We start from the raw sequence: 23,567 nt of genomic DNA on the forward strand, positions 1-23,567 counted from the left end.
ATCAGGAGCCGGGCCGCTCGCGGTACAGCACCAGGTGCTCGTGGTAGAGCACGCCGTCGCGTACGTCACCCGTCGCGGTGAAGCCGGTGTCGTCGACGTAGTCGATGTGGCTGCCCGTGACGGAGTAGCGGCCGGTGTACGCACTGGCACGCCTGCCGCGCGCCTCGTCGTAGCGGCCGTCCGCACGCAGCTCCTGACGGATGTGTCCGTCTGCGGTGACCCACATGCCGACGACGTCGATGTCCGGGGCGTCCGCCGAATCCGCGGTCATGGCAAACCTCTCGTTGGTGGGGGTTGTCCTGCGCCACCGAGTCTGGGCAGTGCCCCACAGGTCAACCAGGACGCCTTCTGCCTGGGTGCGGCACACCCAGGCACCTGGTCCAGGCGCCACGTAGCCTGAGGTCATGGCTGACAACGACCTGGGAGATTTCCTGCGAAGCAGCAGGTCGGGGCTACGGCCCGAAGAGGTGGGGATGGCGAGCTACGGCACCCGCCGCGTTCCCGGGCTGCGCCGCGAGGAGGTGGCGGTGCTCGCCGGCATCAACGCCGACTACTACACCCGCCTGGAACAAGGCCGGGAGCGCCACCCCTCCGCGCAGGTGCTCGACGCGCTCAGCCGTGCGCTGCGCCTCGACGGCGACACCCGGGGCCATCTGTACCGGCTGGCCGGCACGGTGCCCGACGACCCCGCCGTCCGCGTGCCCGACCAGGTCAGCCCCGGGTTGCGGCAACTGATGGACGGCTACCCCCACACGCCTGCCCTCGTGCTCAACCGGACTCTGGACATCCTCGCCACCAACGCGCTGGCCGACGCCCTCTACTCGCCGTTCCGTCCGGCGGACAACCTGGCCCGCATGGCCTTCGCGGACCCCGCGGGCCGCACCTTCTACCAGGACTGGGACCGGGCGGCCCAGGCCACCGTGGCGAATCTGCGCCAGGCGGCGGGCTACGAGCCGGACAACCCGCGCCTGCTCGGGCTCGTGGACACTCTCACCGGGAACAGCGCGGACTTCGCCCGGCTGTGGGAAAGCCACACCGTGCGCGGCAAGACCCAGGAGGCCAAGCGGTTCCAGCACCCCGACGTCGGTCCCCTCACCCTCAGCTACCAGGCATTCGACGTGCGAGAGGCCCCGGGCCAGCAACTCGTCATCTACCACGCGGAGCCCGGAAGCAGCAGCGCGGAAGCTCTGCGTCTGCTCGGCTCCATCCACGCGACACGCACCCGGCCCTCCCCGCGCGGCGCGGACCGTACCTGACCCCCGCGGCGCGGACCGTACCTGAACGCGTGGCCGGGCACACGCCTCAAGGGTGAGGGGCCGGTCGATGCCGGCCCCTCACGGTCAGTCAGTCCGCGTGTTCAGTCGCGCGCGAGCAGTTCGAGCGTGTCGATGACGCGGTTCGAGAAGCCCCACTCGTTGTCGTACCAGGCCACCACCTTGATGTGCTTGCCCTCGACACGGGTGAGGGCGGCGTCGAAGATCGACGATGCCGGGCGGCGTGTGATGTCGCTGGAGACGAGCGGCTCGTCGGAGTACTCCAGGATGCCCTTGAGCTTGCCGTCGGCGGCGGCGCGGTAGGCCGCGAGCACCTCGTCGCGACTGACCTCCCGTGAGACCGCGGTGTTCAGCTCCACGATCGAACCCACCGGGACCGGCACCCGGATCGAGTCGCCCGACAGCTTGCCGTCGAGGTTCGGCAGCACCAGGCCGATGGCCTTGGCGGCCCCGGTGGTGGTGGGCACGATGTTCACCCCGGCGGCGCGGGCGCGGCGCAGGTCGCGGTGGGGGCCGTCCTGGAGGTTCTGCTCCTGGGTGTAGGCGTGCACCGTGGTCATGAAGCCGTGCTCGATACCGGCCAGGTCGTCCAGTACGGACGCCAGCGGAGCCAGTGCGTTCGTGGTGCACGAGGCGTTCGAGATGATCACGTGCTCGGCGGGGTCGTAGGCATCGGTGTTCACGCCGTAGGCGAGCGTGACATCGGCGCCGGCGGACGGGGCGCTCACCAGCACTCGTTGGGCACCGGCACGCAGGTGTGCGCGGGCGGCATCCGCCGCGGTGAAGCGGCCGGTGGACTCGAGGACGATGCCCACGCCGAGCTCGGCCCACGGCAAGTTGGCGGGCTCGCGCTCGGCGAGCACCTTGATGCGGCGGCCGTCGACCACGAGGTCGGTCCCGTCGACCTCGACGGAGCGGCCGAGGGGGCCGAGCGCGCTGTCGTACTTGAGCAGGTGCGCGAGGGACTCGGGGGCGGTGAGGTCGTTGATGGCGACCACTTCGAGATCGCTGTCGCGCTCGAGCAGGGCGCGGAGGGTGTTGCGTCCGATGCGGCCGAATCCATTGACGGCGATGCGGGTCATGGAGGTTCCTTTCGTTCCGCCCCCATCGTCGGCATCCGGATACCGGGCCGACAGCGGCCTGAACGCCACCGTGCGCAAGGATCCCGCCAGCCCTCGATGTGCACGCACGCCACTCGGGAAGCTCAGGCCGAGAAGGTGTGGCGGTACTCCGTCGGGGAGGTGCCGAGAATGCGGTGGAAGTGCAGACGCAGGTTCGCGCCGGTGCCGAGGCCGACTCGGTCGGCGATCTGCTCCACGCCCAGATCTGTGCGTTCGAGCAGCTCGCGTGCCAGGTCCACCCGCGCCCTGAGCACCCACTGCATCGGCGTGTAGCCGGTGTCCTCCACGAACCGCCGCGAGAAGGTGCGCGCCGACACCCGCGCGTTGCGGGCGAGCGCTTCGAGGGTCAGCGGTTCGGCGAGGTGCGCCAGGGCCCACTCCCGTGTGCCCGCGAACAGGTCGCCGAGCGGCTCGGGCACACTCCGGGGGACGTACTGCGCCTGCCCACCGCTGCGATACGGCGCCGCCACCAGCCGTCTGGCCACGTGGTTGGAGAGTCCGACTCCGAGGTCGCGCCGCACCAGGTGCAGGCACAGGTCGATGCCGGATGCCGCACCCGCCGAGGTGAGCACATCGCCCTCGTCCACGAACAGCACGTTCTCGTCCACCCGCACCAGCGGATGTCTCTCGGCGAGAGCCTTGGTGTAGTGCCAGTGGGTCGTCGCCCGCTTGCCGTCGAGCAGGCCCGTCGCGGCCAGCGCGAACGCCCCGGTCGAGATGGCCGCGAGCCGGGTTCCGCGCTCGTGGGCGGCCATGAGCGCGCTGACGACCGCTGTCGACGGTTCCGTGGTCGCCGGCTCGCGGTAGCCGGGGATGAAGACGGTGTCGGCGTGCTCGAACGCCTCGAGCCCCTCGGCCACGTGATACGAGAGGCCGTCGCCGCCGGTCACCAGTCCGGGCGTGGCCCCGCACACCCGTACCTCGTAGGGCATGCTCGGCCGGTTGGAGAACACCTGCGCGGGGATGCCGACGTCGAGTGGCTTGGCGCCCTCGAGTACGAGCACGGCGACATGGTGGTTCTTCCGGCTCATCGGGCTCCTTCGGCTCTCCCGTGATCGAACGGGCCTGCGCTCACACCCGTGACCTCGATGACGACTACCGCAAACATCCTGCCACTGGCCGCCAGGGCATCTCGCCATCCAGCACCCAGCTCAGGTCGTGCTCGGTGTGTTCCCGCGACCGGGCGCTGAGCTGATCGCTGATCCACATCTTGGTGGGCCGTGGCACCCGCGGATGGGCGACAAGTGCTTCCAGATCCTCGCGGGTTGCCGCGTACGACCGGCGGACCGCGCAGCTCACCAGCCCCAGCGCGTACCGCTCGGGAAAGACCACGTGGTCGGCGTCGTCCTCCGGGCCACGCTCCTTGAGGTGCTCCCACAGCGTCCGGTACACGGCCGGAGAACCGTGGTCGAAGATGCTGTCCATCGCGCCACGGAGCGCCTTCGCGAGGTGGTTCTCCGCGGCGCGGCCCTGCTGGGCGGCCACGGCCGCGCCGATGACGCGGATCAGCAGCTCGGCGGCGGGTGCCGCGCCGTGTGCGGTGCTGAGCCGGCGCACCAGTTGGCCGAGCCCGCTGATCAGTCCGGCGTCGGTCGGTGGGGCGAAGGCCAGGTGGAGGGCCGTGGTGAGGGCCGGTGGGGTGAGGAGGCCGGACTCGCAGGCGGCGTGGAGCAGGGCCTTGCGGGCGGCGTTCCGGGTACTGGCCGATGCGTCGTCGAAGCGGGGGATGTCTCCCGTGGCGTCGAACACCAGCTCCGAGAGGAAGGTGCATGCCGTGGCGTACTGGGCGGGTTCGCGCGCGGCGATGGTTCCCACCAGCCCGAGGAAGGCCGCCCGGGTCTTCTGGTCGGAGAAGGTGCCGTACCGCGGCAGGAGTTGGGTCAGGTCGGGCACGGGGAGAGTGCCGGCCGACACGGAGCATTCCCAGAGTGTGAGTGCCTGGCGCTGCCGCTTTCCGCTGTGGCCCTCGGCGATTTCGTCCGCGATCAGCCCGGTGAGGGCGGGGGCCGCGGCGCGTAGTGCGCCGAGCACCCGTTCGTGGGCGAGGGGCGGCAGCGGGCCGGTGCCCTTCTTGGCCCGGCCGGTGGTGAGGGCTTCCAGGAGCACGGTATCGGCGTCCATGAGCGACAGGTTCACCAGCAGGCCGATGTGTCGCTCGGTGTGCAGACCGGAGTCCGTGACGGCTCGGTGGAGCGAGCGGCGGACGAGGTTCCGGGCGGCCGCGGGGGCGGTCGTCGCCTTCTCGATCCTGCTCACCGCGGTGGGGTGGCCGCCGAGCGCGGCCGGCAGGAGGAGCGTGGCCAGGCCGTCCCGGGACAGCCACAGGTCGGAGTCGGCGTCCCAGCCGGAGTGTTCCAGGACCTGCCGGACGCGATGCGGGGGAACGTCGCGGTTGGCGAGGATCCGGCGGGCGACCAGCGCTCGCCGCTGCGGGGGCGTGACCGGCTGGTTCTCGGGGCAGGGCAGGGCCTTCAGCATGACCGCGAGCCGGTGTACGAGGCTTTCCGCGGCGGCGCAGTCGGCGCTGAGCAACTGGGGTAAGACCATCCGGTGCTGCAGTGCGTGGAGCGCTCCTTGCCCGGTGATGTCCAGGCAGCGGTCGAGGGTGGCCTCGATGGCCCAGTGGCCGTGCGGCAGCGTGGCCAGGACCGCGGTGGCGGCGATGAGTCCGGCGTTGCCCGCGGTGTCGTGGTCGTCCGCTTCGAGCAGCGCCACGGCATGGTCGAGGCGGTGCGCCCAGGGGTGGGTTCCGGGGGCCGGACCGCCGTCGGCGCCGTGAGCGCCGTCGGCGGGGAGTCCGTGGGGACCGGAAAGTCCGTGGCGGCCGAGGAGTCCTTGGTCACCGGGGAGCCCGTGGTCGTGGGTCCAGGAGGCGGCCAGCACCAGGGCCAGGGCCGATTGGAAGAGCTCGACGTCGTACGACTTCGGCGCGACGCACACACGCTGGAGACGCTCCTGGACGGCGGCGGCCCACTCCGGCGAGCCCAGTGTCCCCCAGTGCCGGGCCCACAGGGTCATGACGCCGGACGCCAGCTCCGCCAGCCCACGGGACAAGGCGGAGTCGAGCATCTCCATGAGGCCCTTACGGGCGGATGCCACATCGACGTGTGACGTCAGCACGAGCAGCCGAGGCAGGACCTCGATGCCCGCGCCGCCCGTACGGCGCCCCGTCAGTTCCCGTACGCAGCCCCAGTCGGCCAGGGCGGCATGGACCGTGAGCGAGTTCTGGGCGGCCAGCCGTTCCAGCGCTTCGAGCACGGCCTCCTGCAGGCTGGGCTCCTTCCTCTCCCACAGCCCGCGGAGCTGCGGCAGGAGGGCGTCGACGTCCGTGTCGCGTACGGTCGGGGCCAGGACCGCGTACCGTCGGGCGACGCCGTGCGGCGCCGTCGCGAGCAGCGGCTCGACGGACACGCCCATGGCCGGATTCCGCGCCGCGACGGCCACGGCGACGGTGTGCAGGATGACGGCGTCCTCGTGCGCCGCCATCCGCATCAGGACGTCCCGTACCGGGCCGCGATACCTTTCGGACCCGGCGGCCAGCATGAGGAGCTGTTCGAGGATCGCCCCGACGAAGAAGTCACGGGGATGGGACCCGACCCACTCGCACAGCGAAAGCAGCGCTCGGGCGCCGGTGCGGTGCAGCAGGCCGCGCGCGGCCGCGTACTCGAACATGGTCTGGTGGAAGAAGTGGATACCGTCCGAGGCACCCCTGGCCAGCACACCCCGGTCGACCAGCAGTTCCAGGGACGACCGGACGCGGGCCGGTTCGTACGGCCGCGAGGGGCGTGGGCCGCCGTGCGCCGAGGTGAGCCGCTCGACCAGCTCCTCGCGTGACAGCTCGGTCCGGCCGGCCGACATCAGCACGACGGCGATCGTGCCGGTGATCGAGGAGAGGTCCTCCGGCGCGGTGGCGCTCTGGTTGCCGTGATGGCGGCGGTCGGTGACGACCCGATGGTCCCAGTAGCGGCGGTAGAGACCAGTGGCGTCGATCTCCGCGCTGGGGAACGCCCCGTCGTCCCGGGCGAGTTCGAACAGCAGCCGCAACTGTAGGGGGCTTCTGCACACCTCGCGCACCGGCAGTCCGCGGGCGACGGGCTCCATCAGTCTCCGTACCCGTGCCTCGTCGTCCCGGGGGACGGCGTCGGGGCAGTAGAGCGCGGCATGTCCACGGATGGCGTGGGGGATCTCGCTGTCGTCGTACGGACCCAGCGACATCCGGATGAACCCGGTGCGCAGCCGGTTCGCCTCCTCCGGCCGTGAGGTCAGCACCAGGCGGATACCGGCGGCGGCGAGGTCCTCGCACAGGTCGAGCAGCGCCATCTCGTGGTAGTCGTCGTGCAGCAGCAGATCGGCGGTGTCGAGGAGCACGACCGGTGTACGCCCCCGTGTCCGGGCGTGTGTCGCTCCGGCCACCACGGTCGCGGGGGTCAGCATGGGCGTCCCGGGGGCACCGCTCAGGGGGCGCAGCAGCCAGGCGGCGTTCACCAGGAAGACCTCGGCGTCCTCCAGGGCGGTCAGATCCCGGGCGAGGCCCCACAACAGGCTGCTCTTGCCGTTCCCGGCGTCCCCGGTGACCAGGACCGCCTTCGGATCACCGTCGTAGAGGGCCTCCACCACCCGGTCCTGGACGGCGCGCCGTACGTAGAGTCCGCCGCTGAGCTGCGGCGGCGAGCCGGTGCCGCCGTCCGGCCGGGGGGAGTCCACAAGGTCCAGGTCGTCCGAGAGCCTCCGTGCCCAGCGGAGGAGTTGGCGGTGTGCGGCGGGGCCGGTGTCGTCCGGTGTGGTTCCGGTATCCGGATGAGGGAACGGGGCAGAGGGCTGAGCAGGGGCCGGGGCCGTCGGCCCGTCCGGGAATCGTTCCGGTGCCGGGTCCATGGGAGTTTCCGGCCCGGGTGGGGCCGGGTCGCCGCCGGGCGGCAGTTCACGCAGCACGGAGAAGGCGAAGGCGGCGGCGTTGCGCGCCGCGCGGGACTGCCAGCCCTCGGCATCGGCATCGTATTTCTCCCCGTCGGCCCGGTCGCTGATTCCGCGGACGATCAGAGCAGGCAGCGCCGCGTTGAGGTGGGCGGCCTGCGCCACGCCCGCGCCCTCCATCTCGATGGCGGCGGCGTCCTGGTAGTTCCGGCGCAGTTGCCGTCTCAGCGGCGAGTCCGCCGAGTTGAGGACGACCTCCCCGGCGGCCACGGGCTTGAGGTGGACGGCCGGACGGGAGGCGCCAGGCGAACGTTCCGGCAGCAGCCCGGTCCAGGAACCGGACCTGCGGACGTAGCGGGCGAGCTGGTCGAGTTCCTGACGCACCGGCCAGACCCTCGGGCGGGAGTGGAACTCGCCGTCCTCGTCCTTCCCGCCGTGGTAGGCGTACACATGCGTGGCCACGACGACGTCCCCGAGCTCGATATCACCCTTGAGCGCCCCGGCCACCCCGACGAAGGCCACGGCGCGCGGACGGAACATGGCGATCGCCCGCTCGGTCAGCACGGCCGCGCCCTGGTTGCCGTCGCCGAGTTCGGCAAGCGCCACCCGCCACGGCGTACCGTCGAGCCGTCCCACTTCGAACAGGGTGCCGCTCGGGTGGAGTTGGGGCCGTGGATCGACCAGGTGTGCCCGAACCGCCTCGTACTCCACGTCCAGTGCGGTCAGCACGACAAGCGAGTCGCTGTGATGCCCGGTGCTCTCCACGTTTCCCCCCGGCCACGGTCGACCCTGGTGCGGCCCGCGGGCGAAATGCTACCGTCCGCCGGACTTCCGGGGCTGCGACCAGCGGGAGTGGTGAACCGCGACGGGAGTACGAGTCGCCGGGCGTGCCTGGGGTCCCGCCGGTACCGCAGGGCAGCGGCGGATGCTTGGATGCGCGGTATGGATCTGTCCCGTACGGGCGCTTCTGCCCCGAGGCCGACGGCTGTGCCTCCCTTCGACCCCGAACTGAGCGCCGTGTTGAAGTCCTTGGGCAATGGGCCCAGGGAGCCGGTCACTCCTGGGAATCTCGCCGCCCGGCAAGAGCGGGACGCCGCGAACCGGCCCAGGCCGACGGCCGAGGACCTGCGGGCCGATGGCCGTTTCGAGGTGGCGGAGCTGACCGTTCCGGGGCTGCGGGACGGCCCCGATGTCACGCTGGTGAGCGTGCGGCCCGCCGGGCGGGAAGGGCCGCTGCCGCTGCTGTACTACATGCACGGCGGCGCGATGATCATGGGCAACGCATGGTCGGTGCTGCCGCGGATCCTTCGCGAGTGGGTCCTCCCGCTGGACATGGCCGTCATCTCGGTCGAGTACCGGCTGGCACCGCGGACGCGGTACCCCGGACCGCTGGAGGACTGCTACGCGGGACTTCTCTGGGCCACCGGGCACGCCGCCGAACTGGGCATCGATGCGGACCGCGTCATTGTCGGGGGGAAGAGCGCCGGCGGGGGCCTCGCCGCGGCCCTCGCCCTGCTGGTCCGTGACCGTGGCGGTCCCGGCATCCTCGGGCAGTTGCTGCTGTGCCCGATGCTCGACGACCGCGGGCGCACGTTCTCCAGCCACCAGATGTCGGGCCTCGGGATGTGGGATCTCATCTCCCATGAGACCGCCTGGAAAGCACTGCTGGGTGACGGCTACGGCGCGGCGGACCTGTCGCCCTACGCGGCCCCTGCCCGCGCCACGGACGTATCCGGTCTCCCCCCGGCGTTCATCGACGTCGGCTCGGCGGAGATGTTCCGCGACGAAGACGTGGCGTACGCGAACGCGATCTGGCGGGCCGGCGGCCAGGCCGAACTGCACGTATGGCCCGGCGCCTATCACGGTTTCGACGGCTTGGCGCCGCGGGCGGCCATCAGCGAAGACGCACGCGACGCCCGGACCCGCTGGCTGAGGCGCCTCCTCACTCACTCAAGGAGCACAACGAGCACAGAGCCGCGGACCGGGGGATCCCCGGGCCTCGGGGGCAAAAGCAGTGGACATCGCGTACCGCTGCGGTGAATGGTGAAGGTATGAACCAGGAGGAGATCTGGGACGTCGACGCCGCTCAGCGCTACGACACGCCCGGCACGGGCATGTTCGCGCCCGAGATCTTGGAGCCGGCCGTGGACCGCCTGGCTGAGCTCGCAGGCGGCGGAGCGGCGCTCGAATTCGCCATCGGCACCGGCCGGGTAGCCGTCCCGCTCGCCGAACGAGGGGTCCCTGTCACCGGGATCGAGCTGTCGCTTCCGATGATCCGTCAACTGCGTACCAGGGCGGACGAGGCGACGATCCCCGTGATCGCGGGCGACATGGCGACTTCCGTGGCTCCCGGGGAGTACGCGCTCGTCTATCTCGTCTACAACACCATCTCCAACCTGCTCACCCAAGCCGAGCAGGTGGAGTGCTTCCGCAACGCCGCCCGCCACCTCAGGCCCGGTGGCAGGTTCGTGATCGAACTCTGGGTGCCCGAGCTGCGCAAGCTCCCGCCGGGCCAGACGGGCACCGTCTGGCAAGCCGAGCCCGGCTACATCGGGTTGGACACCTACGACGTACTGCGCCAGCACGTCGTCTCGCACCACTTCCGGTTCGACGACAGCAAGCAGGCCCGGCTGACCCGCAGTCCGCACCGGTACATCTGGCCGGCCGAACTCGACCTCATGGCTCAGCTGGCCGGATTCGAGTTGGAGACCAGGCATGCGGACTGGACCGGCGCCGAATTCACCGCCGAGTCGCGCTCTCATGTCTCCGTCTACCTCATCCCGCCGAACTGAGCGTGGGGAACGGGTGGGGCCGATCGCTTTCTCGGTACGGGAGTTACGGGAGTAGCGTCGCCTTTGAGTCGACTACCCTTCTCGCCGGTGTCCGGGCCACGGCCAGGCCAGGGTCAGGACCGGGGAACTGGGGTCAGGACCAGGGCAACCTGCGATCAAATCCCGTCATGAGGAGTCAGATGTGACCGCTCCGCACAGCGACGACTTCGAGCGTCGGCAGAACTTGGCTCTGCGGTGGCAGACGGCCACCCCGCGCGAGCGCCGCGCCATGATGCGCGAGGACAGGAAGAGCCCCGAGTCGACGCGGAGCAGTTACGTCTTCGTGGGCGTGTTCTTCATGGTCGCCGCGCTCGTGCAAATGGTCAGGGCGGTGGCTCAGCACCAACCGGCCATGGTCATCGGCATCCTCCTGGCGGCCAGTGTGCTCAGCGGTGCGATGGCAGAGCTGAGCCGTCGCGGCCGTACGCGGCTCGGCTTCTCCCTGCTGGTCGTCGGCATGACCGCCCTCGCTTTCGCCGAGCTCCTCTGAGCCGGGCCTGACCACTCGTCCGGCGTGGCGCCCGCCCGTCCGCCCAAGCCCTGATGTGAGGCTCGCACCATTGATGTAGCTGCTTGCAGGACTGGCGAGGAAGGCGAGCCCTGGCCCCCGAGGCCGACTGCTGAGGCAGCCCAAGACGCCTCGCTGCGTCGTCCAGTGCTACGAGCTCGTGGATGGGCTCCTGGACGGGTTCGTGGAGTCGGCCAGGGACTCCAGGGCGGGCAGCGCGGTGTACAGCGCCCGCTGCTCCTCGGGGCTCAGCGTCTCGATCCGCGCGGCGAGCCGGGCGGCGGTCTCGTGGCGCACGGTGTGGAGGAGTTGACGACCGGGGTCGGTGAGGGCGATCAGGCTGGCGCGGCGGTCCTCGGGGTCGGGGGTGCGCTCGATCCAGCCGGAGGCGTCGAGCAGATCGACCATGCGGGACGTGGTCGGCAGGGCGATGCCCAGCCGGGTCGCGAGGGCGCTGATGCGCATCGGGCCGTGGGTGTCGAGCGCTCCCAGGGCCGCCTGGCGGCTGGGGGTGAGATCGCCGTGTTCGCCCCGGGTGCCCCGCAGGCCGGGGAGCAGATGCTGGAGGGCGGTACGAAGCCGTTCGGCCAGCTCCCCCGATTCCGGAACGGCGGTACTCGGGGCTACGGAGCCCGGGGCCACGGCCCCTTGCGTGGCGGGGCCCGGGGCGGTGGGGCCGGGGGTGTTGGCGCCTGGAGTGGCAGGGCCCGGGGCGGTGGGGCCGGGGGTGTTGGCGCCTGGAGTGGCAGGGCCCGGGGCGGCGGGGCCCGGGGCGGCGGGGCCTGAGGCGGTGGAGCCTGAGGCGGTGCAGCCTGAGGCGGTGGGGTCGAGCGCGGTCATCTCGGCTCCTCGGGTGGTGGTCCCGGTCCTCCGCCGGGTGACGACGGAGGTGGTGACGGAGGCGGGGGCGGGGGCCCGGACTTCGGCGGGGCCGGCTGCCGGGGCGCGGGCGCCGGGTGGCGGGAAGTGTCCTCGACGTCCTCGCTACCCGCGGGGCCCGCCGTGTCCTTGGCGCCCGCGGCGCCGCCCTGGGCGGCGACCACCCCTGCCGGGACAGCCGCCTTCGGCCCGCCCTTGTGCACATACCGCCCGCCGCGCAGCAGCGATGCCACGGCGGCCACCAGACAGGCCGCGATGGCGAAGTCGAACGCGGCGGACAGGCCCTGGGAGAACGGCGGGGAGATCAGCGCCGGGAAGAAGCCGCGCCCGGTGAAATAGGCCGCGTGGTGGGCCGGCAGATGGTCGAGCACCTGCGGTCCGAGCAGGGTTCTGACCGGGTTGTAGCCGAGCAGCGAGGCGAACAGCACCCCGACCGGTGGCAGGGCGGCGACCCGGGCCGCGTCGGAAGCCGGGACCCCTTCCGCGGTCAGGCCGTGGGTGAGGGCGCCGGGGAGCGAACCGGCGAGCCCGGCGATCATCAAGGAGAAGAAGATGCCAATGGACAGGACGGTGGCCGAGTTCTGGAAGGTGGTGCTGATCCCGGCGCCCACCCCACGCTGATCGGGCGGCAGGCTGTTCATGATGGCCGCCCGGTTCGGCGAGCTGAACAGGCCCATGGCGATCCCGTTGACCAGCAGAATCGCGGCGAACACCGGATAGCCGAAGTCCACCGGCAGCTCCTCCAGGGCCACAAAGGTGGCGGCGGCCAGCAGCATCCCGCCGGTGGCGAAGGTACGGGCGCCGAACCGGTCGGAGGCCCAGCCGGAGAAGGGTCCCGCGATCAGGAACCCGATGGTCAGCGGCAGCATATAGATGCCCGCCCACAGCGGGGTCTCCTCGAAACCGTAACCGTGGCGGGGCAGCCAGATGCCCTGCAACCAGATGATCAGGATGAACATCAGGCCACCGCGTCCCAGCGCCGCCAGCAGACTGGCCACGTTCCCGGCGGTGAACGCGCGGATACGGAACAGACCCAGGTGGAACATGGGCTGTGCGACCCGGTTCTCGATCACGCAGAACAGGCCCAGCACCGCCACTCCCCCGGTGATCGCGGCGATCACCCAGGGGTTGCCCCAGCCCATGGTGTGACCGGCGTACGGCTGGATGCCGTAGGTGATGCCGGACAGCACGGCGATCAGGCCGATGGCGAAGGTGACGTTGCCCCACCAGTCCAGCCGGGCCGGAGTGCGCACACCGGTGTCCCGCAGCTTCAGATACGCCCAGACCGTGCCGAACAGTCCGATGGGGACCGAGACCAGGAACACCAGATGCCAGTCGAGCGGGCCGAGCAGCCCGCCCAGGATCAGTCCGATGAAGGACCCGGCTATCCCCGCCACCTGGTTCAGCCCCAGGGCGAGACCGCGCTGATCAGCGGGGAAGGCGTCAGTGAGGATGGCATTGGAGTTGGCCATCAGCATGGCGCCGCCCACGCCCTGCAGCACCCGCATCCCGATCAGCCACAGAGCGCCGGAGGTGCCGTGCAGCCAGGTCACGGAGAGCAGCACGGAGAACACGGTGAAGACCGCGAACCCCAGGTTGTACATCCGCACCCGGCCGTACATGTCCCCCAGCCGCCCGAAGCTCACCACGAGCACGGCGGTGACCACCATGTAGCTCATGATCAGCCACAGCAGCAGGCTGGTGTTCCCGGGGCGCAGGGGATCCACTCCGATGCCACGGAAGATGTCCGGGAGCGCGATCAGCATGATCGAGATGTTGATCGTCGCGATGAGGACGCCGAGCGTGGTGTTGGACAGGGCGATCCACTTGTACCGCGGCCCCGGGCCGCCATCGCCGTAGGACGGAAGGGCCCCCTCAGCTCCGGCCCTGCGCCGCTCGGTCGTCCAACCCACCGAGCATCACTCCCGTCGGGAGTTGGTTGCTTGACATCAACCAAGCTAATCCCGATTTGTCCTTTCGCCAAGTGGGGTCGGGCTGAGCACGTAGCGACCTGCCCAGGCGGCGAGCACGGTGGCTACGTACTGCGTGTCGGCCGGGCTGGTGAGCAGGTGGTTGGCTCCGTCGAGGGCGACGAAGGACTTGGGGTGACGGGCGGTGTCGAAGATGCGCCGCGCGTTGTCGACGCCCACCAGCTCGTCCGACGGCGAGTGGAACACCAGCAGCGCGGCGTCGAGGTGCGCGATGCGGTCGGCCTGCGGCTGGGCGCCGATGTCGTCGAGGAATCGCCGCTGGATGCGAAACATGCGGCCCGCCAAGGAGACCTCGGCCTGGCCCTGCCGCTCTATCTCCGCCCGGTCGCTCCCGAGCAAGTGCAGCACGTGGTCGGGGCTGAAGGGGGCGGCGATCGTGGCCACGGCTCGTATCCGGGGAATGCGGTGCTGTGCGGCGAGGACCGCCGCACCGCCGAGCGAGTGTCCGATGAGGAGGGTGGGGGCCTCGAAGTGGGTTCGCAGGTACTCGTCGGCGAACACCAGATCGTCGACGTTGGAGCTGAAGTGGGTGTTGCCGAAGTCTCCTCCGAAGCCGCCGAGCCCGGTGAAGTCGAAGCGCATCACCGCGATGCCGAACTCGGTCAGCGCCCGTGAGATCCGGGTGGCCGCGACCTGGTCCTTGCCACAGGTGAAGCAGTGCGCGAAGAGGGCGTACGCTCGCGGCTCGCCCTCGGGCAGCTCCAGCCGCGCGGCGAGCGTCGCGCCTTGCGATCCGCTGAACTCGACCTTCTTGCTTCGCATCGTGCGCATCCATCCCTCAGCTCTGTGGACCTGTGTGGTGACGCCGGTAGTGGCGGGCGACGCGCACGCGGTTGCCGCACGCCGGGGAGCACCATTCCCGGCGCGCATGGTGCTTGACGAAGAAGAGCAGGCAGTTGGGAGCCAGGCAGGGGCGCAGACGATCGCGGTCGGGGCCGGCGAAGAGTTCGACAGCCTGGCGGCCGGGGACGCGGTGCTGCGGGCGACCGGCTCACGGCCTGGGCCGGACCCCGCGCCTCGGTCGGCAGGCTGGGCGGTGACGAGTTCTTCTCTGAACTACCGGAGGCAGCACGGCAGCTGCCGGTAAACCAGTGGCATTTTCGTGGACGGACCTCATAGCTTGTGCGTTCGTGACTGGTGATCCGAAGATGCGCCCAAATCGACACGACTCGGACGAGTGTTCAACGAGGTGCCGGAGCTCTACGACCGGGTCCGGCCGGGATACCCCGACGAGTTGTTCGCGGACCTTGGCGCCGTCACCAGCATGGACGAACGGTCGTCGGTGCTGGAGGTGGGCTGCGGTACCGGTCAGGCGACGCGCTCGCTAGCAGCGCTCGGATGCTCAGTGACTGCCGTCGAGCCTGGGGCAGACATGGCCGCACTCGCTCGCCACCGGATCGCTTCCTTCCGCAACGTCGAAGTCGAGACGTCGACGTTTGAGAAGTGGGACAACCGCGGTCGACGCTTCGATGTCCTCGTGGCTGCGTCGTCGTGGCACTGGGTTGACCCGTCGATTGGCTGGCAGCGAGCGCACGACATGCTCCATCCCGGAGGCTGGATGGCGCTGCTCGGCCACGTCGTTGTCCGCCGGCCGGGAGAACCGGAGGTGTATGCCGAGACCGCCGATCTCCACGAGCGGTTCTGCCCAGGGAACCCTGATTGGGGTCATCCGCCACTCGAAGAAGACGTGCGCGGCACCGATGAGGGTTGGGGCCTGGTCGACGATCCCGGAGAATTGTTTGGCCCAACGATCGTGGCTCAGCGAAGTTAGTGGGGTCGGGCTGGCACAGCGCTCCACTTGGCCATTCGGAGACACGGCCGTCTCGGCCGGCCCCACGGCTGGGTCAGCCCGGCTTGACCGCCAGCGTCGCAAAATAGTTCGACATGTATTGAGCGGATGCGTTGGATTGGTGCGGCGCTTCCGCGAAGCCGGTGAGGACGAACCCCGCGGCGAGTTGCCCGCCGATCTGGTCGGTGAGGGTGTGGCTGTATTCAAGAGCGGCATCCGCGCCGAACTTCGTGGCGCGTTCCTCGGCGGAGTACTGCGTGACATCGCTGTAGGGCAGCTTGTGCAGGACGATCAGCTCGCCGCGCTCGTCGAGCGCCTCGTGGTCGAACAAGTACACATCAGGGTTGAGGAAGCCCACGAGCAGAGTTCCGCCCGGTCGCAGGACGCGGAAGCACTCACGCCACACCGGTGCCAAGTCTGGTACGAATAGGTTAGAGACCGGATGGAATACGACGTCGAATGTGGCGTCGCCGAAGGCGCTGAGGTCGCGCATGTCGCCTAGGACGGTGCGCAGCTCGAGTCCGTCGCGCGCCGCCACCATCTGGTCCTGGCCGAGCTGGCGGGGTGAGTTGTCGAATACGGTGACCCGCGCCCCTGCGGCGGCGAGGATCGGACCCTGCTGGCCACCACCGGAGGCCAGGCACAACACGTCCTTGCCGGTCAGGTCTGTCGGCAGCCAGGAGCGGTCGACTGGCTCACGCCCGATGAGAACAATCGACCAGTCGCCCATGCGGGCGCGCTCGACATCCTCAGCACTCACCGGCCTCGACCACTCGTTGCCCTCTTGGACATACTTGTCCCAGGCTGCCCGATTGTGGGCAACGGGGTCGACAACAATGTCCTGCACGTTTAACTCCCTGCTACAGCCAAGCGGACACCTGCGGTACTGACAGTTCGGTGCCGCTAGCCAACACGATTGCAGGGTGCGGGCTCAACGAAATTAGCGGGCATCGAGGTGTCCACGGCGAGCGACGCCGGCACGCCAGCTCGTCGCAGCGCCAGCGGCGCTTGGCCCACACCAGCCGCGGTCGGCGGCCACCGACCGACAGGTCACGCGGCCGGGTCACCCGCCGGCCCTTCGACCGCCGCGCCCGGGTGCCGCAGTCTGGGCAGTGGCGTGCCCGCTCATCAGCGGTGACCAGGTGCACCACCGGCCCGTCAGTGTCGTCGGCGACCCCGACCACGGCCAGGCCGTCAAGGCCCAACAACCGCGTCGTATCGTTTGCCACGTCCATAGCTCTTCTGTTGTGATCATCTTGCTTCGACAACAACATGATCTACGAGAGCTGCGGGCATCTATCAGTCAGGGTCCACAGTGGAACCCCGTCCGGCGCTCAAACCCCCACCAATTTCGAAGAGCCACGATCGTGCGCTGGTATCCAACCGTTCAGTGGTTCACCGGGGACGGCTTTGCCGATCACCTTCGCTCGTTGTCGCTGTACCGGAGACTCGATCGCGACGTCCGTGAGCCTTTGCTCGACGCCGTCGCCGAGCGGATCCGCACGCGGATGGGCGACCGGGCATCACGCCGTTACCTGAGCGTCCTCCGTGTTGGACGGCGCGCCCAGTGAGGCCAGGGACCTGCCCCTGAACTAACTCGAAGGTCTCGTAGCTGTGCTGGTCCGTGTCGCGATCTGGCTGAAGGTAGGCATACCGAGGTCGATCACCTTGCACTGCCGTTCTCGTTCCGAGTCGAGCTGGGTGAGCTTCTCCTCTGCGCTGGCGAGGCTGACTTGTAGTCCTTCGATCTCACCGAGCCATCCCTCCTGTTCTGCTTCGGTGATTCGGACGATCAGGTTGTCGCGGATCTCGACGAGGCGGTGTCTCTGAGCCGGGTCCGGTCGGAGCATGGAGCATCGAATACACGCGTGTTCGTGGATGCAGGGAGTTCCGAATGCGCGAGCGCAGATTCCGATGGACAGTTTGCGTCGCTCGAAGTGTCCGAGGAAGGCATCCCATTCCTCGTTGGTGGGGATTCGGTACTCCTCGCTGGGCCGAAGTGCTCGGCGCCGGGCGATGAACGCGCGATGGGCTTCGATAGCCTCGCCGGGGTAGATGGCGTTGTATCCCATGGTCGTGTTGATGCTCGTGTGCCCGGCGATGACCTGCGCGATGTGCGGGGGAAGGCCGCTTCGGATGGCGTCGGTGATGAAGATTCGCCGGAAGTCATGGGGCGAGAAGTCCAAGGGCTGTCCGGCTGAGTCGGTCAGATTCGTGGAGGCCAGCACCTCTTGGAGTGCTTGGCGCAGGAGCTTCGGGGAGAGGCGGGAGCTCTCGCCGCTGCGACACCACTGGAAGAGCAGTGACATCTGTGGATTCCAGGTCTTCGCGGCCATGTCATAGCTGGAGACGTAGGGGACGGCACCGGTGCGCGGGTCGCGGATGCGGGCGATGATCGCACTGAGCACATCGGCGAGCTCCGGGCTGACCAGGATGACTCGTTCCTCATCGGTTTTGGAGGGCGCGATCTGCAGGAGGGGACAATTTCGCCGGTTGTGGGAAGTCTGTACTGGATCAGGCTGTGATGGCTGGCCTCCAGCATCTCCTCGATGCGGACACCAGTGTGCTGAAGAAACTCGACCATCGCCCAGGCCCAGAACGCGCGGCTCTCGGTGAGGGCCAGGTCGACGCGCCGGCCGGTGGCGATGTTCACCGCCCAGGTCGTTCCGTCCTTCGCTGCCCGCCTGAAGGTGTCGCCCGCGAAAGCGAACTGACCGCCTGGCGGGGTGTCCATCAGCGCCTGTAGTCGGGCTTTGGCCTCGTTCAGGCATGATGAGGCCGCTCGGGCGGCGACAGGCAGAGCCGGGAGTCGTTCCCTCGTCCGGTGGTCCATTCTGGCTTTGCGCCGCTTGTTGTCTTTCACGACAGCGACATCCGCGTCGTTGATCGGACTCGGCACCGCCCAAGGCCCCCAGCGAGCTGGCTCGTCGATGGCCCACTGGGCGATGTCGAGATAGAACGCCCGGACGGAGAGCATGATGCTGGCGACGTTGGCGCGTCCGGTCACTACTTCGCGCACTTTGCCGTCTGGCTGGCGGCGCCGTTCGATGCGGGTCTGGCATCTCTGCTTCCAGGCCGCGCTCACCTCGGGCGCCAGGTGGAGAGAGTCGATCCCTGGATGATGTTGTTCCAGATCACCCCAGAAGTTGCTGGCCAGGTGCCGGGACAAATTGTTCAGGGACGTGTAGTCGAGACCTGGCTGCCGCTCTTTGAGATAGTCCACCAAGAGATCTCGGACAGGGCTGCAGCGGACACCGAACCGATCGACGAGCTGCTCCATCGACACCTGCCCACTGGCGTTGGCCAGGTAGCGCAAGGAACTGGGGGCTTCTGCAGGCAGGGTGCCCAACTCGCGCAGCCAGGCGTAGAAGAGGGTGTTGCCGCGCGCTTTGCCGTTCGCGGCTTTGTTCGCCGCTTTGAGTGCGGCGAGATACTCCACGGCGTCGCCGACGGTGATGTCCGCCAAGGTGCCGCCCTTGGCGGCCACGATCTTGACCAGGGAGTGCAGGGCGTGACGCCCGACGGTGGAGGACCAGGTGGCCGATTCGATCATCTCTTCAAGCTGGGCGAATCCTTCCGGGTCACGGGCAGGGATCAGCGCGATCCGCAGACTCGTCATGTTGGCGGAGGTCCGTGACAGCAGCCAGGGGAGGGTGGGCCTGACAACGTCGGCGCAGATCAGACTCAGTAGCCCTCCCGACAGGGCCTGCCGTTGCGAGGGACCAGCAGCCGTTCCGATCCAACCGGGTGCCAACCGGGCCCAGTCATTGCCAGGACGCGTGCTCGCGGGACTGGTATTCCAGCGCTGCTGCCAGGTGGCCCCCGGGAAGGTCTCCAGCCACTGCAAGGTCTGGCGAGCTCCGCGGATACTGGCTCGGTGCTGTCTCACGTCCGTCGCCGGCAGAGGAGGTTGCTCCAGACGAGCCAGGATGTCGGCTCGCGCGCATGCAGTGGCCGCCCAGTGATCCTCCGCAGGTCTGGGCGGGAAGCGCAAAGCGACGGCTTTCAATGCCTCCCCCGCCAGGCTCAGGGATGCGGGAGGTGCGACATGCGTCGCGATGGACACGGTCTCCGTAGGTGTCACCAGGCAGTCCCGAAGAGGTTGTTGAGGGATTCAGGGTTGTAGCCGGCTGCCGGAGGCGCGGGAGTCCGCTCGGCGGACTTGGCCCGTCGGGCATGGTGTGCCCGAACGTGTTCGATCACCTCGTCCCGGTCGGCCGGAAGATAGAGCTGTGTCGTCGACAGGTGTGCATGGCCGAGCACCCACTGCACGTCGGTCAGCGGCATCTTCGGATCCCTCGCCAGCCGTAGGCGGGGGTGTGCCGAAGATCGTGGAGAGTCCAGTTCGTACCGAGCAAGCTGTTGGCCCGGTTGAACATCGCACGGGCCGCCGGATAGTTCAGGGGACGCCACGGGCGGCGTAACGTCCACCACAGCCCCTCGTTCTGTCCGCGGGGGACCCCAGCCCGCCAGGCGCTCTCCTGATAGAGCCGTAGCCAGACGAAAGCGTCCGCTGCGCAGGGGAGTTGTTGGTAGGCCCGGCTCCCCTTGCGGACCACCCCCAGGACCTGTTGGCCGGGCAGCGCGTCGCGTTGCCGACTGGTGAGCAGTTCCTCGGCGCGAGCCCCGTTGGAAACCCAGAAGGCCAGCAGAGCTCGATCACGGTCGTGCTTCAGCGCGGCGAAGAGCGCGTTGAACATGGCGTCGGGGATCCGCCGAGGGGCTCGCTTGGGGATGGCCAGCCGGTAACGGCCTTGCCGTTCGTGGCGAAACCGCTCGTCAGGGTTGTGGTGAGCGTGTGCTCTGCCATGGCGCCGGGAGCGATCCAGTGGAAACGGGTTCAGGATCGGCCCGGTTCCCTCGGAGAGGTGGAAGTCGTAGAAGACCCGTAGGACGGTCTCGCAGTGCGCTCGCGTTGTCGGCGCGTATCTCAGCCCTGGTGACGACTTTCCTGTGATCGGATTGGGGGCTCCGGGCGGCAGCTTCTCTGGTGCTGGCTTTGGTGCTCTCTCCGTCTTGATATCCCGTCGGTGGCGCCAGTGCAGCGGTGCGGGCTTGTTCGCGATCTTCATCCAGCGGGCGAAGTCCCGAGCGTCCGACCGGACTGCACGATCCCAAGCGATCCCCCAGCCCCACAGGAAGCGCCACTAACGCAGCAGGTCCATTCCGTACGACCGGATCGTGGCTGCTGACTTGTCACAAGCCAGCAGCTCCGCGAAGAAGGCGGCCACGGGTTCGATCTCGACCCCGTCCGCGTCCAGGAGGACAAACGGCCTCCATCGATCTCCCGTCTCTGCCAGCTGTCTGGCCTCGGGCAGCATGAAGCTCGCTAACTCTCTCTCGGGATCACGTCCAAGTATCCACGGAAGCTAGCAGAAAGGCCGTCTGACCTGCGGAAATGATCGAGTTAGTTCAGTCAACGGTTCGCCGTCGTGCTGCCTCTCCCCCGCGGCCGCCGCGACGCACGCCTCGGGCAGCTGGTGCGGATGCTGCACACCCCGGTCACCCTCGAGTACGGCCAGGCCGTCGAAGTCGCCGCCTCGATCGGCGCCGCGATCCCGGAGACGATCGGCACCCGCGACCTGCCCTCGCTGCAGCGCGCCGCCGACGCGGCCCTCTACGACGTCAAGCACTCCGGCCGCGCGCACCTCGCCACCAAGGAGCACGCGATGGCGCCGTCCATCAACGGCCGGAGGGCGGGCCGCCCGGGCACGGCCGTGTGGGGGCGACCCGCATGAGCGCCACCACTGCTGTACTGCCGGAAGGCGACTGGATCCGCGGCATCAGCATCAAGCAGGCAGCCGTGGGCCACCTGCATCCTCACCGGTGCCAAGACGGTCGAGAACCGCTTCGGGCAGCGGAGGCCGGGCTGGAAGCCGGGCTGGGTGCTGCTGCACGCGGGCCAGCGGATCGACCGGCCCGCGCTGCGCATCCCGCTGGTCACCCGCACGATCCACGGCCGCCAGATGCCGACCGGCGCCGTGGTCGGGGTAGCCCGGATCACCGACTGCCACCAGGACGCCGAAGGCTCTGCTGGTAGTTCCGGCTATCAGAAGTTGCGCAATGCCGTGCTGTGCTACCGCCCGATGTCAGTCGTGACGGGCGAGCTTGACCGCGGAGACGAGCAGGATCACGGCCAGCAGCGGAATCAGCACCAGGTTCGGGAACATCCCCAGAAGCAGGCCGCCCAGCACCGCGCCGGCGATGGAGCCTGCGGCCATGATCGTGGTGAAGCGGATGTTGGCGCCGAGGACGGCGAAGCGTCTACTGGTCAGACGGGATCGGTGAACGAGATCGGCTTGCCGGTGGCGTGGGCATATGCGATCTCCCTGCTCGTGGACTCGCCGATATACCCGCCGGGGTTGACGACCAGAACCCGGTCAGCCAGGTCGATCTTGCGCAGGTGGAGGGCGTCCAGCGTGGTCTTCTGCTCGTTGGTGATCAACTCGTCTGCTTCGCCTGGCGCGACGACGATGACACCTGCGAAGGTCAGATCACGGTTCGCCGCACGCATCTCGTCCACGAACCGGGTAGAGCCGCAGATGCAGACAATCTCAGGTCGGTCGGGCACGGCTCAGTCCTTCGGTCGAACGGGAAACCGTCAGTGTGCACGTTGACATCACAGACAGGCACACGATTTCTCGATGACCGCGTTGTTCGGCATGGTCAATGGCATCTACGGCCGGGTGCGACTGACGGAGACGGGAATGCAGTTCCGCGCTTTGGTCAGCAGGCGCTCGATTCCGTGGTGCGAAGTTGCTGGTGTCGAGTCGCGGAAGCGAACGCGAGACCAAACGAACGGTAATCAAGGAAGAGCACGAGACGGAGCGTGCACGAATCGCTGCCGATATTGAGCGTGAGCGGATCCGGCGAGGCGTGACAGGACAAGAGGAATTTCCTGATGCCTCTACTGATGAGGGTGAGGCGCCAGGAGCAGTATGAGCCCTTGGTCCGGATCAGTGATGGCCCTCTTCGTGCGCCCGGGCTTGCCCCTCCATCCGAGCGTTCAGCGGTACCCAGGCAGTCGAGGCCATGACCGCGCGGCCCCGCGGCTCGACAGCACCCAGGGGTGCGGCCGCCGCCCCGCGGGAGCACCCTGCCGATTTCTTACCTGTTCCGCTTGCTTGGAGTGCACGCCAAGGCCATAGCGTTGAGGGCATGCCGGTATCACTAGGGTCTCGCCGGCGTCCCGGAAGGCTGCCCAACTTCTATACCGGCTCCCGGCTAAACACGAAATAAGCGGGAGCCAGACGACCGATACCCCAGGAGCATCTCTAATGCAAAAACGCAAACTAAGACAAAACCTCGAAGTCTCGGCTCTCGGGCTCGGCTGCATCGGCATGAGTTTCTTCTACGGTCAGCCACCACGGCCCCGGCAAAGTCGTGATTAAAACACCGACAGCTGAACCGAACACCCGACGCGTCGACGCATCATCCCGCACGGCCAACGAGAAAGACGGCAAGTGGTAGACAACCAATTCACAACGCACGCAGAACTTTTCGATCTGAGTGGAAAGCGCGCGCTCGTCACCGGTGGCACCAGAGGCATCGGGATGATGATCGCGCGTGGCCTTCTCCAGGCGGGCGTCCGCGTGGTCATCAGCTCACGCAACGCAGAAGCGTGCGCTCAGGCGCAGGAACAGCTGTCCGCATTCGGTGAGGTGCGGGCCATCCCCGCCGACCTGTCCCGCCACGACGAGTGTCGGCGATTGTCCGACCTCGTCACCGCCGACTCTGAGCGTCTCGACATCCTCGTCAACAACGCGGGCGCCCTGTGGGACGAGCCGCTGGCGACGTTCCCAGACGCGGCCTGGGACACGGTCATCGACCTCAACCTGAAGTCGCCGTTCTGGCTAGTCCAGGCGCTGCTGCCCGCACTTCGCAAGGCGGGCACCGCCGACGATCCCGCGCGGATCATCAACATCGGCAGCATCGCCGCCATCCACATCCCCCAGCGGCCCAACTACTCGTACTCCAGCAGCAAGGCCGCACTGCATCAACTCACCAGAGTGCTCGCCAAGGAACTAGGACCGCAGCACGTCACCGTGAACGCCGTGGCGCCGGGACCGTTCCCGTCGACGATGATGGCTGCAACCCTCGATGAGTTCGGCGAGGCGATCGCGGCGTCGGCCCCACTACGCCGGATCGGCCGCGACGACGACATGGCGGGTGTCACCGTGTTCCTCGCCAGCCGGGCAGGCGCATACCTAACGGGCGCCGTGATCCCCGTCGACGGCGGCATCGCCACAACCGCGTAGGC

23 protein-coding genes and 1 pseudogene are annotated in these 23,567 nt (G+C 68.8%); 9 read left to right on the forward strand and 15 right to left on the reverse strand.

Features of this window, described 5'->3' with window-relative positions:
- Position 1: 1 nt before the first annotated feature.
- Entirely contained in the window at positions 2-271 is a 270-nt protein-coding gene (locus J5X86_RS11700; RefSeq protein ID WP_119984244.1) for an Atu4866 domain-containing protein, read from the reverse strand.
- A gap of 133 nt (positions 272-404) precedes the next feature.
- Between J5X86_RS11700 and J5X86_RS11705 the strand changes: the two genes are divergently transcribed.
- The gene (locus J5X86_RS11705; RefSeq protein WP_208516683.1) at positions 405-1,256 is read left to right on the forward strand and encodes a helix-turn-helix transcriptional regulator; all 852 of its coding nucleotides are present in this window, start codon (positions 405-407) and stop codon (positions 1,254-1,256) included.
- A gap of 101 nt (positions 1,257-1,357) precedes the next feature.
- Here J5X86_RS11705 and gap read toward each other — a convergent pair whose 3' ends face one another.
- The 3 genes from gap to J5X86_RS11720 form a co-directional block, all read right to left on the reverse strand.
- Complete coding sequence (gap, locus tag J5X86_RS11710; RefSeq protein WP_119984246.1) at positions 1,358-2,356, reverse strand: type I glyceraldehyde-3-phosphate dehydrogenase; 999 nt, start codon at positions 2,354-2,356, stop codon at positions 1,358-1,360.
- A gap of 122 nt (positions 2,357-2,478) precedes the next feature.
- Positions 2,479-3,426 (reverse strand): GlxA family transcriptional regulator, encoded by a 948-nt coding sequence (locus J5X86_RS11715; RefSeq protein WP_208516684.1) that lies wholly within the window; start codon positions 3,424-3,426, stop codon positions 2,479-2,481.
- A gap of 64 nt (positions 3,427-3,490) precedes the next feature.
- Positions 3,491-8,074, reverse strand: a complete 4,584-nt coding sequence (locus J5X86_RS11720) for a 5'-methylthioadenosine/S-adenosylhomocysteine nucleosidase (protein WP_308124511.1) — start codon at positions 8,072-8,074, stop codon at positions 3,491-3,493.
- A gap of 168 nt (positions 8,075-8,242) precedes the next feature.
- On the opposite strand from J5X86_RS11720, the gene J5X86_RS11725 reads away from it, so the two are divergent.
- From J5X86_RS11725 to J5X86_RS11735, 3 genes are all read left to right on the forward strand, one after another.
- On the forward strand, positions 8,243-9,349 hold the full coding sequence (locus J5X86_RS11725) for an alpha/beta hydrolase (RefSeq protein WP_374229243.1): 1,107 nt from the start codon (positions 8,243-8,245) through the stop codon (positions 9,347-9,349).
- Between the two features lie 11 nt (positions 9,350-9,360).
- Positions 9,361-10,101 carry a bifunctional 2-polyprenyl-6-hydroxyphenol methylase/3-demethylubiquinol 3-O-methyltransferase UbiG gene (locus J5X86_RS11730; protein ID WP_208516685.1) on the forward strand — a complete coding sequence of 247 codons (741 nt, stop codon included), beginning with the start codon at positions 9,361-9,363 and terminating at the stop codon, positions 10,099-10,101.
- Between the two features lie 181 nt (positions 10,102-10,282).
- A complete protein-coding gene (locus J5X86_RS11735) occupies positions 10,283-10,630 on the forward strand; it encodes a hypothetical protein (RefSeq protein ID WP_078638305.1) in 348 nt (115 codons plus the stop codon).
- Between the two features lie 168 nt (positions 10,631-10,798).
- Here the strand turns inward: J5X86_RS11735 and J5X86_RS11740 are convergent, their stop codons facing one another.
- Genes J5X86_RS11740 through J5X86_RS11755 form a run of 4 tightly spaced genes read right to left on the reverse strand, consistent with a single transcriptional unit; the run spans position 10,799 to position 14,437 of the window.
- Complete coding sequence (locus J5X86_RS11740) at positions 10,799-11,488, reverse strand: MarR family winged helix-turn-helix transcriptional regulator (RefSeq protein WP_208516686.1); 690 nt, start codon at positions 11,486-11,488, stop codon at positions 10,799-10,801.
- Positions 11,485-13,440, reverse strand: coding sequence for an MFS transporter (locus J5X86_RS11745; RefSeq protein WP_208516687.1), 1,956 nt, complete (start codon positions 13,438-13,440; stop codon positions 11,485-11,487). Before J5X86_RS11745 ends, J5X86_RS11740 begins: the two co-directional genes overlap by 4 nt.
- A gap of 45 nt (positions 13,441-13,485) precedes the next feature.
- Positions 13,486-14,280: a S9 family peptidase gene (locus J5X86_RS11750; RefSeq protein WP_243980127.1), complete on the reverse strand. Its 795-nt coding sequence runs from the start codon at positions 14,278-14,280 to the stop codon at positions 13,486-13,488.
- A gap of 16 nt (positions 14,281-14,296) precedes the next feature.
- Positions 14,297-14,437, reverse strand: a complete 141-nt coding sequence (locus J5X86_RS11755) for a CGNR zinc finger domain-containing protein (RefSeq protein WP_208517004.1) — start codon at positions 14,435-14,437, stop codon at positions 14,297-14,299.
- A gap of 258 nt (positions 14,438-14,695) precedes the next feature.
- Between J5X86_RS11755 and J5X86_RS11760 the strand changes: the two genes are divergently transcribed.
- A complete protein-coding gene (locus J5X86_RS11760; RefSeq protein ID WP_308124513.1) occupies positions 14,696-15,289 on the forward strand; it encodes a class I SAM-dependent methyltransferase in 594 nt (197 codons plus the stop codon).
- A 73-nt stretch (positions 15,290-15,362) separates the two neighbouring features.
- On the opposite strand, the gene J5X86_RS11765 is transcribed toward J5X86_RS11760, so the two are convergent.
- From J5X86_RS11765 to J5X86_RS11775, 3 genes are all read right to left on the reverse strand, one after another.
- Positions 15,363-16,154 carry a class I SAM-dependent methyltransferase gene (locus tag J5X86_RS11765; RefSeq protein ID WP_208516689.1) on the reverse strand — a complete coding sequence of 264 codons (792 nt, stop codon included), beginning with the start codon at positions 16,152-16,154 and terminating at the stop codon, positions 15,363-15,365.
- Positions 16,155-16,167: 13 nt separating this feature from the next.
- On the reverse strand, positions 16,168-16,581 hold the full coding sequence (locus J5X86_RS52825; RefSeq protein WP_374229244.1) for a transposase family protein: 414 nt from the start codon (positions 16,579-16,581) through the stop codon (positions 16,168-16,170).
- A gap of 318 nt (positions 16,582-16,899) precedes the next feature.
- On the reverse strand, positions 16,900-18,369 hold the full coding sequence (locus tag J5X86_RS11775) for a site-specific integrase (RefSeq protein ID WP_308124514.1): 1,470 nt from the start codon (positions 18,367-18,369) through the stop codon (positions 16,900-16,902).
- A gap of 56 nt (positions 18,370-18,425) precedes the next feature.
- Here J5X86_RS11775 and J5X86_RS52450 point away from each other — a divergent pair, with 56 nt between their 5' ends.
- Positions 18,426-18,944: a hypothetical protein gene (locus tag J5X86_RS52450; RefSeq protein WP_308124515.1), complete on the forward strand. Its 519-nt coding sequence runs from the start codon at positions 18,426-18,428 to the stop codon at positions 18,942-18,944.
- A 443-nt stretch (positions 18,945-19,387) separates the two neighbouring features.
- Here J5X86_RS52450 and J5X86_RS50595 read toward each other — a convergent pair whose 3' ends face one another.
- Both J5X86_RS50595 and J5X86_RS50600 read right to left on the reverse strand, forming a co-directional pair.
- Positions 19,388-19,594, reverse strand: a complete 207-nt coding sequence (locus J5X86_RS50595) for a hypothetical protein (protein ID WP_243980132.1) — start codon at positions 19,592-19,594, stop codon at positions 19,388-19,390.
- Positions 19,585-20,007, reverse strand: coding sequence for a hypothetical protein (locus J5X86_RS50600; RefSeq protein WP_243980134.1), 423 nt, complete (start codon positions 20,005-20,007; stop codon positions 19,585-19,587). Before J5X86_RS50600 ends, J5X86_RS50595 begins: the two co-directional genes overlap by 10 nt.
- Before the next feature lie 732 nt (positions 20,008-20,739).
- On the opposite strand from J5X86_RS50600, the gene J5X86_RS11785 reads away from it, so the two are divergent.
- Together J5X86_RS11785 and J5X86_RS50605 are read left to right on the forward strand one after the other, a co-directional pair.
- On the forward strand, positions 20,740-21,045 hold the full coding sequence (locus tag J5X86_RS11785) for a diguanylate cyclase domain-containing protein (protein WP_208516691.1): 306 nt from the start codon (positions 20,740-20,742) through the stop codon (positions 21,043-21,045).
- Positions 21,042-21,339: pseudogene (locus J5X86_RS50605) on the forward strand (hypothetical protein); the annotation flags it as partial. The gene J5X86_RS11785 and the pseudogene J5X86_RS50605, both read left to right, overlap by 4 nt.
- 57 nt (positions 21,340-21,396) lie before the next feature.
- Here the strand turns inward: J5X86_RS50605 and J5X86_RS51945 are convergent.
- Together J5X86_RS51945 and J5X86_RS11795 are read right to left on the reverse strand one after the other, a co-directional pair.
- Positions 21,397-21,528: a hypothetical protein gene (locus J5X86_RS51945; protein ID WP_266588173.1), complete on the reverse strand. Its 132-nt coding sequence runs from the start codon at positions 21,526-21,528 to the stop codon at positions 21,397-21,399.
- 50 nt (positions 21,529-21,578) lie between these two features.
- Positions 21,579-21,878 (reverse strand): hypothetical protein, encoded by a 300-nt coding sequence (locus J5X86_RS11795; protein ID WP_208516692.1) that lies wholly within the window; start codon positions 21,876-21,878, stop codon positions 21,579-21,581.
- An 892-nt stretch (positions 21,879-22,770) separates the two neighbouring features.
- On the opposite strand from J5X86_RS11795, the gene J5X86_RS11800 reads away from it, so the two are divergent.
- Positions 22,771-23,565 carry an SDR family oxidoreductase gene (locus J5X86_RS11800; protein WP_208516693.1) on the forward strand — a complete coding sequence of 265 codons (795 nt, stop codon included), beginning with the start codon at positions 22,771-22,773 and terminating at the stop codon, positions 23,563-23,565.
- The last annotated feature ends 2 nt before the right edge of the window (positions 23,566-23,567 follow it).

The sequence above is a fragment of the Streptomyces sp. NEAU-YJ-81 genome (genome assembly GCF_017592595.1).
Lineage (GTDB): Bacteria > Actinomycetota > Actinomycetes > Streptomycetales > Streptomycetaceae > Streptomyces > Streptomyces hygroscopicus_B.

What these genes read in the sequence shown, in the direction of transcription:
- J5X86_RS11715 (WP_208516684.1), bottom strand. Translation starts at nt 3,426, where the DNA reads ATGAGCCGGAAGAACCACCATGTCGCCGTGCTCGTACTCGAGGGCGCC.
- J5X86_RS51945 (WP_266588173.1), bottom strand. Translation starts at nt 21,528, where the DNA reads ATGGCCGCAGGCTCCATCGCCGGCGCGGTGCTGGGCGGCCTGCTTCTG.
- gap (WP_119984246.1), bottom strand. Translation starts at nt 2,356, where the DNA reads ATGACCCGCATCGCCGTCAATGGATTCGGCCGCATCGGACGCAACACC.
- J5X86_RS11740 (WP_208516686.1), bottom strand. Translation starts at nt 11,488, where the DNA reads ATGACCGCGCTCGACCCCACCGCCTCAGGCTGCACCGCCTCAGGCTCC.
- J5X86_RS50600 (WP_243980134.1), bottom strand. Translation starts at nt 20,007, where the DNA reads ATGTTCAACGCGCTCTTCGCCGCGCTGAAGCACGACCGTGATCGAGCT.
- J5X86_RS11750 (WP_243980127.1), bottom strand. Translation starts at nt 14,280, where the DNA reads ATGCGAAGCAAGAAGGTCGAGTTCAGCGGATCGCAAGGCGCGACGCTC.
- J5X86_RS52825 (WP_374229244.1), bottom strand. Translation starts at nt 16,581, where the DNA reads ATGTTGTTGTCGAAGCAAGATGATCACAACAGAAGAGCTATGGACGTG.
- J5X86_RS50595 (WP_243980132.1), bottom strand. Translation starts at nt 19,594, where the DNA reads ATGCCGCTGACCGACGTGCAGTGGGTGCTCGGCCATGCACACCTGTCG.
- J5X86_RS52450 (WP_308124515.1), top strand. Translation starts at nt 18,426, where the DNA reads ATGATGTTGTTCCAGATCACCCCAGAAGTTGCTGGCCAGGTGCCGGGA.
- J5X86_RS11775 (WP_308124514.1), bottom strand. Translation starts at nt 18,369, where the DNA reads ATGCCAGACCCGCATCGAACGGCGCCGCCAGCCAGACGGCAAAGTGCG.
- J5X86_RS11705 (WP_208516683.1), top strand. Translation starts at nt 405, where the DNA reads ATGGCTGACAACGACCTGGGAGATTTCCTGCGAAGCAGCAGGTCGGGG.
- J5X86_RS11730 (WP_208516685.1), top strand. Translation starts at nt 9,361, where the DNA reads ATGAACCAGGAGGAGATCTGGGACGTCGACGCCGCTCAGCGCTACGAC.
- J5X86_RS11700 (WP_119984244.1), bottom strand. Translation starts at nt 271, where the DNA reads ATGACCGCGGATTCGGCGGACGCCCCGGACATCGACGTCGTCGGCATG.
- J5X86_RS11725 (WP_374229243.1), top strand. Translation starts at nt 8,243, where the DNA reads ATGCGCGGTATGGATCTGTCCCGTACGGGCGCTTCTGCCCCGAGGCCG.